The 14,260-nt window shown below is 47.2% G+C and carries 10 protein-coding genes; 7 read left to right on the forward strand and 3 right to left on the reverse strand.

Annotation, left to right across the window (positions count from 1 at the left end; translation table 11 throughout):
- Entirely contained in the window at positions 1 to 2,271 is a 2,271-nt protein-coding gene (locus NST07_RS06560) for a hypothetical protein (RefSeq protein WP_342481251.1), read from the forward strand.
- Complete coding sequence (locus tag NST07_RS06565; protein ID WP_342481252.1) at positions 2,265 to 6,071, forward strand: hypothetical protein; 3,807 nt, start codon at positions 2,265 to 2,267, stop codon at positions 6,069 to 6,071. Before NST07_RS06560 ends, NST07_RS06565 begins: the two co-directional genes overlap by 7 nt.
- 30 nt (positions 6,072 to 6,101) lie before the next feature.
- Here the strand turns inward: NST07_RS06565 and NST07_RS06570 are convergent, their stop codons facing one another.
- Positions 6,102 to 6,743 carry a hypothetical protein gene (locus NST07_RS06570; protein WP_341090469.1) on the reverse strand — a complete coding sequence of 214 codons (642 nt, stop codon included), beginning with the start codon at positions 6,741 to 6,743 and terminating at the stop codon, positions 6,102 to 6,104.
- Between the two features lie 402 nt (positions 6,744 to 7,145).
- Here NST07_RS06570 and tkt point away from each other — a divergent pair, with 402 nt between their 5' ends.
- A complete protein-coding gene (gene tkt / locus NST07_RS06575; RefSeq protein WP_342481253.1) occupies positions 7,146 to 9,194 on the forward strand; it encodes a transketolase in 2,049 nt (682 codons plus the stop codon).
- A gap of 34 nt (positions 9,195 to 9,228) precedes the next feature.
- Positions 9,229 to 9,546, forward strand: coding sequence for a pyrimidine/purine nucleoside phosphorylase (locus NST07_RS06580; protein ID WP_038587105.1), 318 nt, complete (start codon positions 9,229 to 9,231; stop codon positions 9,544 to 9,546).
- A gap of 121 nt (positions 9,547 to 9,667) precedes the next feature.
- On the opposite strand, the gene NST07_RS06585 is transcribed toward NST07_RS06580, so the two are convergent.
- Complete coding sequence (locus NST07_RS06585) at positions 9,668 to 10,153, reverse strand: GNAT family N-acetyltransferase (RefSeq protein ID WP_342481254.1); 486 nt, start codon at positions 10,151 to 10,153, stop codon at positions 9,668 to 9,670.
- A gap of 199 nt (positions 10,154 to 10,352) precedes the next feature.
- Positions 10,353 to 11,255 (reverse strand): NAD(P)-dependent oxidoreductase, encoded by a 903-nt coding sequence (locus tag NST07_RS06590; protein ID WP_341090474.1) that lies wholly within the window; start codon positions 11,253 to 11,255, stop codon positions 10,353 to 10,355.
- Between the two features lie 293 nt (positions 11,256 to 11,548).
- Here NST07_RS06590 and NST07_RS06595 point away from each other — a divergent pair, with 293 nt between their 5' ends.
- The 3 genes from NST07_RS06595 to NST07_RS06605 all read left to right on the forward strand — a co-directional run bounded on the left by NST07_RS06595 (position 11,549) and on the right by NST07_RS06605 (position 14,247).
- Positions 11,549 to 12,904 (forward strand): glucose-6-phosphate isomerase, encoded by a 1,356-nt coding sequence (locus tag NST07_RS06595; protein WP_342481255.1) that lies wholly within the window; start codon positions 11,549 to 11,551, stop codon positions 12,902 to 12,904.
- Between the two features lie 125 nt (positions 12,905 to 13,029).
- Positions 13,030 to 13,662, forward strand: coding sequence for a YigZ family protein (locus tag NST07_RS06600; RefSeq protein ID WP_038587115.1), 633 nt, complete (start codon positions 13,030 to 13,032; stop codon positions 13,660 to 13,662).
- A 3-nt stretch (positions 13,663 to 13,665) separates the two neighbouring features.
- On the forward strand, positions 13,666 to 14,247 hold the full coding sequence (locus NST07_RS06605) for a TetR/AcrR family transcriptional regulator (RefSeq protein WP_341090476.1): 582 nt from the start codon (positions 13,666 to 13,668) through the stop codon (positions 14,245 to 14,247).
- Positions 14,248 to 14,260: the final 13 nt, after the last annotated feature.

Raw genomic sequence — 14,260 nt, forward strand, 5'->3', positions numbered from 1 at the left:
GTGAAAAAAGTATCTATTATTATCTTTTGTTTATTGTTGTTGTGTCCTTTTTTAACACATTCCGCAAAAGCCGCTGATACGAAATCCGTATCAGTGGCTATCCCAATAAAAATGGGACTGACAGGATCTAATAACAGCGCAAAGACCTTCACTCTGGATCTTCCCAGTGGAGTAACTAGCACCTCTATTAAAACAGGAACACTAAAATATAACGGTAATAACGCAGTAATCGGTGCAATCTCTGTGGAGAATGGGAAAATTAAAATAACGCTTAAGGGTAACGAAAAATTTGAAAATACAGATGTTATAGGTAAAGACGGTCCATTTAACAAGAAATTCTTCTCTAATGTAGGCAACTCCATCTGGAGATATTCTGACGGGAAAAGATGGCAGATCAATGATTATAAACCTTTACTTAAAGTTCAACAAACTTACAATCGTAATGCAGGTGATCCTCCTCCTTCTCAGGTTCCGCCTTTAACAGAGGTAACAACTTATTCTGAACCTAAAGATCCCAGTAGCGCCACTTGGTATACGACTGATGGGACAGAGACTGTTCCTTACAGCAGCGTCGAATCGTCTAGCATTAAAACAAATATGGGGACGATCCAGGGTAGCCCAGGAACAATTGATAAAATAAATGAAAGGTTTTATACCGTCCACTACTCTGTACCTTCTGGGAGTTTTTGGCCGGAAGATCCTCCTGCTTCTTTCGATGGTACCAATGTAATTGGCCGGTTGTATTACGTTACGATCCCTTATTACTTCGAGGGAAAAGTCAAACAAACCACATACAGCTATGTCGGCAATGTCTCCTTTGATTATGCTCTTCAAGAAGGACCATCCCTTACCGGATTAGTCGTCGTTAACAAACCCGATCCCAATCCATTCAAATATGCTAATGCGGATGTGCCGGTCAATTTGACCCTAAAAGGAATACTTTCAGGGTATGAAAATTCCTCTAACATCGCAGAATGGGTGTTTTATGCACAGGAAAAGGAAAGCCCCAGTACGTTAGACACCAAGAAAAGTTTTGAGAAAAGTAAAACAAGCAGTCAGGCATTTAGTAAATTTAAGATCCCAAAGATGAAAGTTGAAAACAGTACAGATAATTATCAGCAGGTTTATGAATTACGGGTTACGGTACGCTTCAGCAAGCCGATAGAGACGAAAGAGGGGAAGAAAGATTTTCTCTCCGAAAAGTTAGAGGCTACCGTGGAAGTTTATAAGGGCGAACCCACCGTTAGCTTCCCTCCTAATATCGAAGAACCGCCAACTCCAAAGGGTAGGCCTCCTGTAGCTTCCATTTTTGCTAACCCTATCGTTAAAGCCGGGGATGAACTTGTTGCTAACGGTTCGGGATCTTACGATCCGGATGGAGACATTAACGGCTATTATTTCGCATCAGAGGGAGCCAATTTCGTGTCCTATTCTCAAAAAGGAGACTTGGCCACCCTGTGGTACCCCTCTGAACGAGTGGGGCAAAATTCCATCGGGCTTACGGTAGTGGACAAGGACATGATGATCGACAGTGCGGGTACCTTCGTCCGTGTCATTGAGCCGATTCCAGAGGCGCTCCTGGAGATCGGCGGGACGAAGAAGCAGAATCGCAAGGTGACGCTGATCGACAAGAGTACCAGCCCGAAACATTATCCAATCAAAACCGATAAAACGAAAATCACCATTTCTGCAGTGGCCGGGGCTGGAGGCAGTAATGCAGCAATCAAGTATAGCGGCAGCTTAAATGGTATATATCAAAAAGATGTTCTGTTTAGGGAGCCGGGGCTATATAAGGCTACCATTTATGTAGAGAACACTTTAGGGTATAGCGCAACGAACGAAGTCACCTTTGAAATTGTGCCGGATGATCCGCCGATCATGTATTTCTCCACACCGGGGAGAGTTTACCGCGATCCGCAAAAGGGGAACAAAGCGATAGTCACTCTGGATGATCTGTCCTATTCGCCTGACGGCGATATCATCAGCCGTAGAGTGTGGGAGTACCGTTTTGATTCGGACAACGATAAGAGTTTTGCTGACGAATCCTGGGTGGTATTCAGCGATGCAAATGAGCACCGGCTAAATTTGGAACTTTCGCATGTGGGTAGATATGAGATCCGGCACACTGCATATGAAAGCTTCAATCAACCGACCATTGATGAATTTGTGACAGAAGCCGATCGGAGACATGCCGATTCATCGGATCAGCATATTGATGAGAAAATTGTGGAGGTAGTGAATCTTGGACCCGAAGGGGATTGGACATGGTAAAACGGATCGTAACTGTACTGCTCTGCTGGTTGATGGTCCTTTCAGTGTTCCCGGAAGCTTTTCCGGGAACAGCTAAAGTGAACGCCCTGGATACAAATATTATCCAATATGCAGATGTAATCATACCCGCATGGAGTGATACTTTATCTTATTCCGACGATGAATACGGAATTATAAGAAACGGTACTTTGATATTAGATGCATCTGAGACCACGATTACAAATATAACGTTTAATAAAATCACTAAAGAATTTAATTATAGAATTCTTCCCGCCCAGTATCGGGCAAGGAGAACAAATATTTCTAGAGATATGTATATAGGAAACAAGGTTCAGTTCGGTATGTATATGGGGATTAGAGATGATCTTCCGGATTACCCTTGGTACAATCCAGTGGATGAAATGCATTTTACTACCACTCAAGATTATCTTCCGGAAAAAAACCCACCAGAGCAAAATGAACGAGAAGTAGATACGATGGTGGATATTCTACATGATAGTCATGATCCTTTCAAAGAATATGAAGCCGAATATCCGGGGGTCCAAAAGCGAATCGTCAACCCACCAAAACAAATGGAAGTTGAGGTAAGCTTGCAGAATGATGTAGCTGATTACAATCATTCTAGAACTTTTAGAATAAGGAAAGTTATGAGTTTTGATCTGGTAGTCAACTCAACGCCTACTTTGTCACTCACAACACCAGGTGGCCAAACGCTGCAAAATGATGCGGGTAAAAGTCTTCTTAATGTGGAGGGCTATGTACAGGATGCGGATAATAATGATGTTACCGTTAGTGTAGAAGTCCCTAATGTGTTGTACAAGAAAATTATCGTGCCCAAAGCACATAATACCAAAGCGTTTTCGATCCCTATTGATGTTCTGGAGGATGCGATACCTCCAGGAGACTACACGGTAATTGTGAAGGCGGTCGATCCCTCAAATGCTTCAGCCTCTGCTTCGATGTCCTTTAAAGTGAGGCAACGGTTAAAACGTAGTGCATTCGTGCTTATTAATAGCCAAATCCAGAACAGCACATCATATAGCGATTATGAGGGAGATGCCAAATACGCGGAGCGTTTTAAATACCAGCATAATCCCGATTATTTTGACAACAGTATGGGCCTGCTTGCAGATTCCGGAGCCTGGAGGAATTCGCCGTATGATTCCTTTCCATTCACCGGTTACTATGTCGTTACCTATCAGCCCAAGGATACGCCAACGGCGGATAATCGATTCAGTGAATACCGTATGTGGGGCAGTGACAACTTTACGAAGCTTTCCTTCCAGGTACACCGCAAGCCGATTGCCTTATTCACTGCTAAATTAGTCGGAGGAGCTTTGCAGATCACCGACAGTTCCTTTGACTCCGATCATATCTCCAGAGTGGATAAGGGGTTAACACAGCGGCAGTGGCAATATAAAAAAGGTGACGAAGAGCTATGGAAAGATGGTACTCCTTCAGGGACGTTATCATCTACCGAAAACTATGTTATCCGCCTGCGGGTACGAGACATAGACGGAGAAAATGCTTTGGGTGTGTGGAGTGACTGGTGTGTACGCACGGTTGGCACAGCGGCGGGGAACCTGCCTCCGGTAGCACTGTTTACCGTAGAGCCGAGCACCGTTTCCTACCGGAAGGCAACCACGGTCACCGACAAATCCTTTGATCCCGACAATGACCCACTGGATACCTATCAATGGTCCGTCGTGAAAAATGGTTCACAGACGGTATGGTCCTATACCGGTGGAGCCAACACACCGCCGAATATCGCCAGCAATGGAGTAGGAAGTTATCAACTGACCTTAAAAGTACGCGATAACCGCGGATTATGGTCTGAGCCTTACAGCCAGAGCGTGACGGTAATGAATCATCCCCCGATTGCTGACTTCAATATGCCTTCGGAGGTATACCGGGATACCGTTATTGCCCTAGAAAACTTGACTCCAGATCCGGACAAGGACGGTGACAGCTTGTCCTATGTTTGGAAAACAGCGAACCGTGAAGGTCCGTATTATGCTGTAGGGACCAATCGAAATCAGACTGTGGTCATGCAAAATCTAATTAACGCGAACAGTCTTTCGCCCAAACAATCCATCTCGGATCGATGGGAGATGAAGCTAACCGCATCTGACGGATCGCTGAGTTCAACAGTTTCCCGGGCGTTCACCGTGCTGAATCATATTCCAACAGCGAAGATTATCGGGAAGACACAAGTTTATCAGGATGACACACTTACATTCAATTCAGGGGACGTAGACGAAGATACAGCGGATCAGCACACACTTCGGTATTACTGGAATGTTACGGACAGCAGCGGCCAAATGAAGAGCTATGCGACCCCGAATGTAGAGGTGAGTTTTCCAGAGACAGGTACCTACCGTTTTGAGCACTGGGCGATTGACCAGATTGGGGCGAAGTCCAATATCGCCACCTTGGAGGTCAGTGTTATTCCAAATCTGCCGCCAGCGCTGACACTCACCACTCCGGTAGGGACGGCAGCAAGTCCTTCCATCATTGATGCGCAGCTGCTGGGAGATCCGCTAGTGAAGTGGACATACTCCGATCCGGAGAACGACGCGCAAGAGAAGTATTTATTAGAGTTTTATGACAAGGACGGATCATTAGTTAAAACCATTCAGAACAATGATCCCACCGGCACGCTACGGCAGTATCAGATTCCGAACCCGACTTTTGAGCGGTTCGTATACTTTTATCTGTACGGCCGAGCATACTCCAAAGGTTCCTGGTCGGAAATTTCAAATGAGAAAGCCTTCATCCTCGACAATCCGCCGCAACCGGGCTTCACCTTACTGACGGACACAGGACGTAATGCAGCCCTGGTGCCGATCTACCGGACGGATGTCTTGAATATACAGGATAAGGCGACAGATCCGGATATCGTGAAGGGCGATAGCATCAGCCATAAGTATTATTTGAAGCCGGCAGGCGGAACCGAGAGCTTAGCCAGCGGGCAGAGCAATTTCAGTAAGCAGTTCACCACTAACGGGACTTTTACGCTGCGACAGGTAGTCACAGACTCCCTGGGGCTGTACCGGGAATTGTCGCAGTCCATCACTGTGGCCAATCGGCTGCCAACGGTGAACATTACGTACCCGACCAGCAGCAGTCAGGCAAGTCCAACGGTAGTCAACACGCTAACCCCGATTATCAAGTGGGAGTACCAGGACGAAGATGGAGATCTGCAGCAGCGGTATAAAGTGCGAATCATAAATCTTACGACCGGGGCTGTGACTGTACAGTCGGGGGAACAGACTTCAAGTGCGAAGCAGTGGGAGATCCCGGCAGGAAGCCTGGCAGAAAATCAGAAGTATGCAGTGGAGGTAGAGGTGTTTGATGGCTTCGGCTGGAGTAACGTTTCCCCACGTAAATATTTTATGGTCAATCTGCTGACGGTCAAGGGCGGAGTGCAGCACACAGGGGAGTGGAACAAGAATAGGCAAGCTTATAATTTAAAAAAGAGCGGGAATGCGGAGAGTCCGCGGGGCTACAACATCTTTTGGGCGGGAGAGAGTTTTGTACTTGAGGCAAAAACCACGGGTATGCCAGATACAGTTGATGTGACCATGACGGGTGGCTACACGGTTCAATTGAATCCGGTGAACAGCGACAGAACGCTGTGGACTGGCGAACTGTATGATCCCGCTTTTGAAAAGCTGCCGGATGGTCCGGTTGCGTTCACTTTTACCGCTAAAAATGAGTTTAATACCAAAACGGATACTGTGACAGTAACTATCATGGGGGAATGGACCGAATATTTTCAGAATCACCGGATAAAATAAAACAAAACCGGACGGGCGGAGGGATAATCGTTAGACGATTCCCTCGGCTCGTTCTTCTGCTGCTCTTAACATTCTTGAACCTAGCGAGGCAGTTGAAGCAGCAGATCCGTTTTTCGTTCCCTGGGTTATGTAAGATCTTTGTGTTCTGCGCATATAGTAGGACAGTTTGCCGCTGTAAATTTTATGAGCGCACAGCGATGAGGCGAAATCTTCAGGCGTCACGAAGCAAGAGGGCTTATCTACAGGCTGAAACGTAATTTCTTCAAACAAGGAGGCGACAAAATGGGAACAAAAATAAGCGTCCTCCCTGTCTATTTTTATGTTCAGCAGGACTCCAATCAGGCCCAGGAGATGGTATTTATAGCGCTCTTGATGCTGCATCATGCCCTGCACATGGTTGTACATCGTCTCGTATTCCGTATTGCTGACTCTGAGCTGATAGATTGCACAATTCGCACTGCTGTAAAAGGGGTCAATAAAGTTCTCGTGAATGAGCCCCGCAACAAACGGGTTGTACATTTTTTTTCTTCCAAAGCTGTATACCTCGCGCAATTCACTGTCAAAGGCGATCGAAGCATGATTCAGCTCAGCTTTCGTGAACCATTTGATTAATCCGCTGAAGGCGGTACCCGTCCCGGTAAGCACAATATAGATATCTCTATTTGCGGTCATGTTCGAAATTCCTTTCTTCTGGAAGTATTGTATCATCCGGTTAAACCGTTAATTGAAGTATCTTCATCTTACTGTATAATCCAGCTTTGTAAAACAAACTTTAGTCTTAACTCAAAACTGGACCAAAGGCTAAGTTGACATAAGTTAAAACTTCACCTTAAACGCTTATCAGAATGCTACCGCCAGTTAGCATAGCATTTTTTTTACATAAGAGCCGCTAGGATTCATGCTTCAAGATCCAAGTATTATTTGTTTTGGGGGAAATCAGGTATAGGATGTTTGGGAGATACAAAATATAAGCTGTTGAAACCTAGAGTTTACAAAAACAATTGGAATTGCTTCCACATTAGTGATACAATAATAGTCAAAATGACATTCTTGATTTAGAGGAGGATTATTGTAATGACAGAACAGGCAAAAGAACAAGCGATCCACAAAGAAGAAAATTCAACGGTGGATAACCTGGCCATCACAACCATCCGTACTTTGGCAATCGATGCAATTGAAAAAGCCAATTCCGGACATCCAGGAATGCCGATGGGTTCAGCCCCAATGGGCTACCAGCTGTTCGCGAAAACAATGAACCACAACCCGGATCACCCGACTTGGGTAAACCGTGACCGTTTTGTACTGTCTGCAGGACATGGCTCCATGCTGCTATACAGCTTGCTGCACCTCAGCGGATATGATCTGCCAATGGAAGAATTGAAGCAGTTCCGTCAATGGGGCAGCTTGACACCAGGCCATCCGGAATTCGGACACACTGCCGGTGTTGACGCTACTACGGGTCCGCTTGGACAAGGTATCGGTATGGCGGTAGGTATGGCTATGGCTGAAGCTCAGCTTGGTGCTACTTATAATAAAGATGAACATAATGTAATTGACCACTATACGTATGCAATCTGTGGCGACGGCGATTTGATGGAAGGAATTTCTTCCGAATCCGCATCGCTTGCAGGACATCTCAAGCTGGGCAAATTGATTGTAATGTACGATTCAAATGATATCTCCCTTGACGGCAAGCTGAATCTTGCGTTCTCCGAAAATGTAGCTAAACGTTTTGAAGCGTATGGCTGGCAGGTTCTTCGTGTAGAAGACGGCAACGATCTTCCGGCGCTGGGTAAAGCACTTGCCGAAGCGCAAGCGGACAGCAGCAAACCGACACTAATCGAAGTTAAGACGGTTATCGGCTACGGAAGCCCGAACAAACAGGGTAAAGGCGGCCATGGCGGTACTCACGGTTCCCCGCTCGGTGCAGACGAAGCGAAACTTACGAAAGACTTCTACAAATGGGTATATGAAGAAGATTTCTATGTACCTGACGAAGTGCGCGCCCGTTTTGCTGAAGTGAAGGAAAAGGGTATCGCGGCTAACAAAGCTTGGGATGAAAAATTCGCTGCCTACAAAAAGGCTTACCCTGAGCTTGCAGCACAGCTCGAAACTGCAATCAGCGGCGAGCTGCCTGAAGGCTGGGATGCCAAGCTTCCATTCTTCAAAGCAGAAGACAAAGCGGTATCCACCCGCGTAGCTTCAGGTAATGCACTGAACGCCCTTGCTGCCGGTGTTCCTCAATTGGTGGGCGGTTCCGCTGACCTTGAGAGCTCGACAATGACACATTTGAATGGCCTGACACAGTTTACTTCCGACTCCTATGACGGCCGCAACATCTACTTCGGCGTACGCGAGTTCGGTATGGCTGCAGCGATGAACGGGATTGCACTGCATAGCGGTCTCAAAGTATTCGGCGGTACCTTCTTCGTATTCACCGATTACCTGCGTCCTGCGGTTCGTCTGGCTTCGATCATGAAGCTGCCGGTAACCTACGTGCTGACACATGACAGTATTGCTGTCGGCGAAGACGGTCCTACCCATGAGCCGATTGAACAACTGGCTTCCCTGCGCATTATTCCTGGTCTTACTGTGATTCGTCCGGCGGATGCCAACGAAACTTCCGCGGCTTGGGCCTACGCAGTGGAGAACACCTCGAATCCGGTAGCGCTGGTGCTTACCCGCCAGAACCTGCCAATCCTGCCTGGCACAGTTGAAGGAGTGCGCGATAATATCAAACGCGGCGGATATGTTGTCTCCGACTCCAAGAATGGCACACCGCAAGCACAAATCATTGCTACCGGTTCTGAAGTGCAGCTGGCTGTAAAAGCACAAGCAGCCCTTGCTGAAGAAGGTATTGATGTGCGTGTTATCAGCTTGCCGAGCTGGGATCTGTTCGAGAAACAGGATAAAGCCTACCGTGATTCCGTCATTCTGCCTGAAGTAAAAGCTCGTCTGGCGATCGAAATGGCGCAAACCTTCGGCTGGGAACGTTACACAGGTGACCAAGGCGACATTCTGGGCATCACAACCTTCGGAGCTTCTGCACCTGGCGATACTGTAATTAAAGAATATGGCTTCACTGTGGAAAATGTAGTCAGCCGCGTAAAAGGCCTGCTATAATATACGCATTAAGGACAAGGGGGAGAATGAGCACATGAGTCAGTTCACCAACGCGACAATTCAAAAAGCAGCCAATATTTATTACGATGGAAAAGTTACCAGCCGTACAGTCATTTTGGAGGACGGAACTAAGGTGACACTCGGCATTATGCTCCCTGGTGTGTATGAATTCGGCACGGATGGTCCCGAGACCATGGAAATTTTGTCCGGTGATCTGAAGGTGCTGCTTCCCGGCACAGAGGTGTGGAAGGAAATTAAAGGAGCGGAGACGTTCCACGTTCCCGGAAATTCCAAGTTTGCACTGGAAGTATTCGGATTAACTGATTATTGCTGTTCTTACCCGATTCTGTAACAATAAGTGCTTTAACCTGGAAGTCCCGCGTTTATGGCGGGGCTTCTTTTTTTGTCTTCACTGGAAAAATGATAGGGAACCTCACGCCACTTTTGCCGTATTGGATCGTTTAAGGGATGATTTATGCTGTTACATTGGAGCTGATCCGCTCGTACTCAAAAAATGCGTCTTGACTGTCAGGATACCCGATTACTCCGGTCTGGACGAATCCCATTTTCTTATAGAAGTGATGATTTCTTATGGCCCAGGAAGGGGTGTCGAGTGACCATCTCTTTGCGCTTGGGTAGCTGGCAAAGAGGAAATGAAATGCTTCCTGTCCGAATCCGCGATTCTGCTGGAGGGGGTCAATAAAGATCCGGAGGAGAAGGAATTCGTCTTCCCCGGAAGCAGGGAATACGATCATTCCGCCGATAATAACGCCGTCAGCAAGAAGCTTAAAATAATGGCCTTTCTTCATCATTTCTGCCTGCCAAGCAATGGAATCGTAACCTGGCGGTCCGTCTTCCGCTTTATTCCGATACTTAAGTGCATCTTCGTCGAATGTTCTTTTCTGTATTTCAGCCAATACCGGAGCATCTGAAGGGTCAGCCGGAAGAATATTCAGCATGGGGTTCCTCCTTGAAATGGTATGTACTTAATTTCACAATCAATATTCGTCAATGGACAGGCAGATTCCTGCATGGATATTCCTTACAATAGGTTAATAACGGCCTCACAGAGAGCGGTGCGACAACCCCGGCCATACAGCAAAAACAGACGCAGCCTGTACTTCCGGCTGCGTCTGAAAATTCAGCTATATTAAATTTCTACTCCTGGCTAGCGCCAGCGCCAATCTTCTGGCCGATCCACTCTTCATAACATTTGACGACAGCAGAGAGATCTTCATCACCGTACCCTTGGGTATATCCGGCTTGGAACATACTTTTGGCAAGGCCAAGCATCGGTGAAGGCACACCTGTGAGATCGCTGAGCGAGGAGGCGAGCTTCAAGTCCTTCAGCATTAATGCGAGTGAGAATTGGTTGCTGAAGTCATTTTCGATGATTTTGCGGCCTTTGAGCTCTGCCTGCTTGCTGCCGGCTGAACCGTTCTGGACGAGCTCAAGGAATTTGTCCGCAGGAACGCCTGATTTCACGGCGATAGAGAAGCCTTCAGCGAGGGCGACATTATGAATCCCGACCATGGCATTATGGGCGAGCTTGGCAACGGCACCGCTGCCGTTGTCACCCATGTGCAGCAGCTTGCGGCCAAGCGTGTCGAAGATATCGCGGTGTTCTTCAATCACCTCTGCGCTGCCGCCAACCATGAATACCAGCGTGCCTTCGACAGCCGCTGGTTTGCTGCCGGTGACAGGCGCATCGAGGAATTTTCCGCCGCGTTCTTCCACCGCTGCTGCGATTTCCCGCACCAGTCCGGGTGAGATCGTACTGGAATCGATGATAACGGCTCCCGGTTTAAGGGCCTCCAGAATGCCGCCCTGGCCGTAGAATACTTCCCGGATCGAATCATCATTGCTGATCATGGTCATAATAACATCCTTACCCTCTGCGGCGTCCTGCGGAGTAGATGCACTCAACGCGCCTTCTGTAACGAGAGGCTCGCATTTAGAGGCTGTACGATTATATACCGTAACCTGAAAACCGCCGCGCAGAAGGTTGGAAGCCATGGGGGCTCCCATTGTACCGAGTCCAATAAAGCCGATCTGTTTCATTCCATTTCCACCTTCGCTCTTTGAGATAACTATAGAAATTGAACCTGTAGTTCCCGGCTCAGATTCTTTAGCCATGTTTTTCTACATTCTATCACGGCACCCGGGCTTGTTCCACAGGAGAGGCTCCCATGATTACACGGCAAACGCTTCCATGAAACTTCCAAAAACATGGTTCTAAAGCCGGGGATGTGCCTTAAGACCTTGCCAGTCAAGGCGATTTAAAGTATCCTAATTATAAAGTTGTAACAAACGGTGTCAAATCTAAAGAGATAAACAGGAGGTTACCATTACCGATGTCCAAGAAGATTAATTTTGACTACACCAAAGCTCTTTCCTTCTTCAGCCAGCAAGAGATCGATTATTTTGCCGCTCCCGTGAAATTGGCTCATGAACAGCTTCACAACAAGAGTGGCGCAGGTTCCGACTACCTTGGCTGGATTGATCTGCCTACAGCTTATGACAAGGAAGAGTTCGCACGTATTCAACAAGCTGCCAAGAAAATTCAAAGTGATTCCGATGTACTCATCGTTATCGGTATCGGCGGTTCGTATCTGGGCGCACGTGCTGCCATTGAAGCACTTTCGCATTCCTTCTACAATAACCTTTCGAAGGACCAACGCAAAACGCCGGAAGTTTATTTTTCCGGTAACAATATCAGCTCTACATACATCACGCACCTGCTTGATCTTGTAGAAGGCAAAGACTTCTCCGTGAACGTCATTTCCAAATCCGGAACAACCACTGAACCGGCTATTGCCTTCCGCATTTTCCGCGCAGCGCTGGAGAAGAAATACGGCAAGGAAGAAGCACGCAAACGTATCTACGCTACTACTGATAAGGAGAAAGGCGCGCTCAAGAAGCTGGCGAATGAAGAAGGCTATGAGTCGTTTATTATTCCTGATGATGTAGGCGGCCGTTATTCCGTGCTGACGCCGGTAGGCTTGCTGCCAATCGCCGTAGCAGGAATCAATATCGAAGAAATGATGCAAGGGGCTGCAGCCGCAGCGGATGAGTTCAACAACCCTGACGTGGCTACTAACCAGAGCTATCAATATGCTGCAGTACGTAACGCTCTATACCGCAAAGGCAAAACAACGGAAATTCTCGTGAACTACGAGCCGTCGCTGCATTTTGTATCTGAGTGGTGGAAACAGCTTTACGGCGAAAGCGAAGGCAAGGATTTCAAAGGAATCTATCCTTCTTCTGTAGACTTCTCCACAGATTTGCACTCGATGGGCCAATTCATTCAGGAGGGTAACCGCAACATCTTTGAAACAGTTATCCAAGTGGAGAAGGTGGAGCATCATGTAACGATCGAGAACGACCCGGATGATCTGGACGGTCTGAACTTCCTGACCGGCAAGACAATGGATTTCGTTAACAAGAAGGCTTTCCAGGGAACCATGCTGGCGCACACGGACGGACAAGTGCCGAACCTGATCGTTACCATCCCTGATCAAACGCCATATACTTTCGGTTATCTGGTGTATTTCTTTGAAAAAGCCTGCGGTATCAGCGGATATCTGCTGGGTGTTAACCCGTTCGATCAACCGGGCGTAGAAGCATACAAGAAAAATATGTTCGCGCTGCTGGGCAAACCGGGTTACGAGAAAGAAAAGGCTGAGCTCGAAGCCAGACTTACTGAGTAGTACCATTGCCTAACACAGAACATTCATACTAAGTAATCATCAGGGAGCAGTCCATAGGTAATCTATACCGGGGCTGCTCCTAAACTATATCAAGTTATCATACGTAGGTAAGGACTGGAATAAGGATGCTGGAACAATATCGGACGGTGCGTTCTCCCGGTTTCCGGGAAGTCGTAATCCGTAAATCACGCTTCATCGGTCATGTAATGCCGGTGGAGAATGAAGAAGAAGCGGTGCAATTTATCGAGAACATCAAGAAGCAGCATTGGAATGCTACACATAACTGCTCTGCTTATACGATTGGTGAGAGGGACGAGATTCAGAGGCAATCGGATGACGGGGAACCGAGTGGAACGGCCGGTAAACCGATTTTGGAGGTAATCCGCAACCAAGGTGTTAAAAATGTCGCAATTGTTGTTACCCGTTATTTTGGAGGCATCATGCTGGGAGCAGGAGGACTTATCCGGGCGTATACGGATGGGGCAGTGCTGGCACTCGAAGCTGGAGAAGTAATCACCCGTGTGCTGAGGCGGGAAGTATTCGTGGAAATCGAGTACACCTGGCTGGGCAAGGTCGAAAATGAGCTGAGAAATAAAGGCATTAAGACCGGAGAAACTTCGTTCACAGATAAGGTCAAACTGCTGTGTCTCCCGCGAAATGATGAAGGCGACGCATTTAAGGCATGGATAACAGATCTTACTGAGGGGCAATCCCTGGTAACTGAAGGGCGGCGGCTTTACTACAGCGAAGGGGAATAAGATATGGCAAGAAGAGCAGTGGAGAGAGAGTTGTCGAGGGAAAGAATATTGGAGGCGGCAAGGCATCTGTTTATCACCAAAGGATACCGGGCAATTTCCATGCGCAGCATCGGTCAGCATTTGGGGTATAGCCACGGCTCTCTTTATTATCATTTCAAGGAAAAGGCGGAGTTGTTCTACGCCATTGTAGTAGAGGATTTCAATCATGTGGCAACACTGCTTAATGAAGCAATGAACAAACCGCCTGAACCGGGAATGACCCGGGTGGAGCAGCTTATTATGGAGTTTATCCGCTTCGGACTGGATCATCCTTACCAATATGAGATTATGTTCATGATCCGGGATGAAGAGCTGCTTGCTTATTGTCGAGCGGAACAGGGACGATGTTTTGAGTTATTCTCAAGTATTGTACGCAGCCATATGAAGGAAGAGGGTTATGTTTCGGAGGATTGGCAGAGCGTGCCATTAACCTTGTTTTTATCCGCTCACGGATTCATTTCTTATTACATTCAGGATAAAGTTTCTTTCGATGATGTCAAAGTGGCCGCATTGACACATGTCAAAGTACTAAGCCGCAGTTTGTAAAAACACTGTTTTT

It is taken from the genome of Paenibacillus sp. FSL L8-0340 (assembly GCF_038593145.1).
GTDB lineage: Bacteria > Bacillota > Bacilli > Paenibacillales > Paenibacillaceae > Paenibacillus_AQ.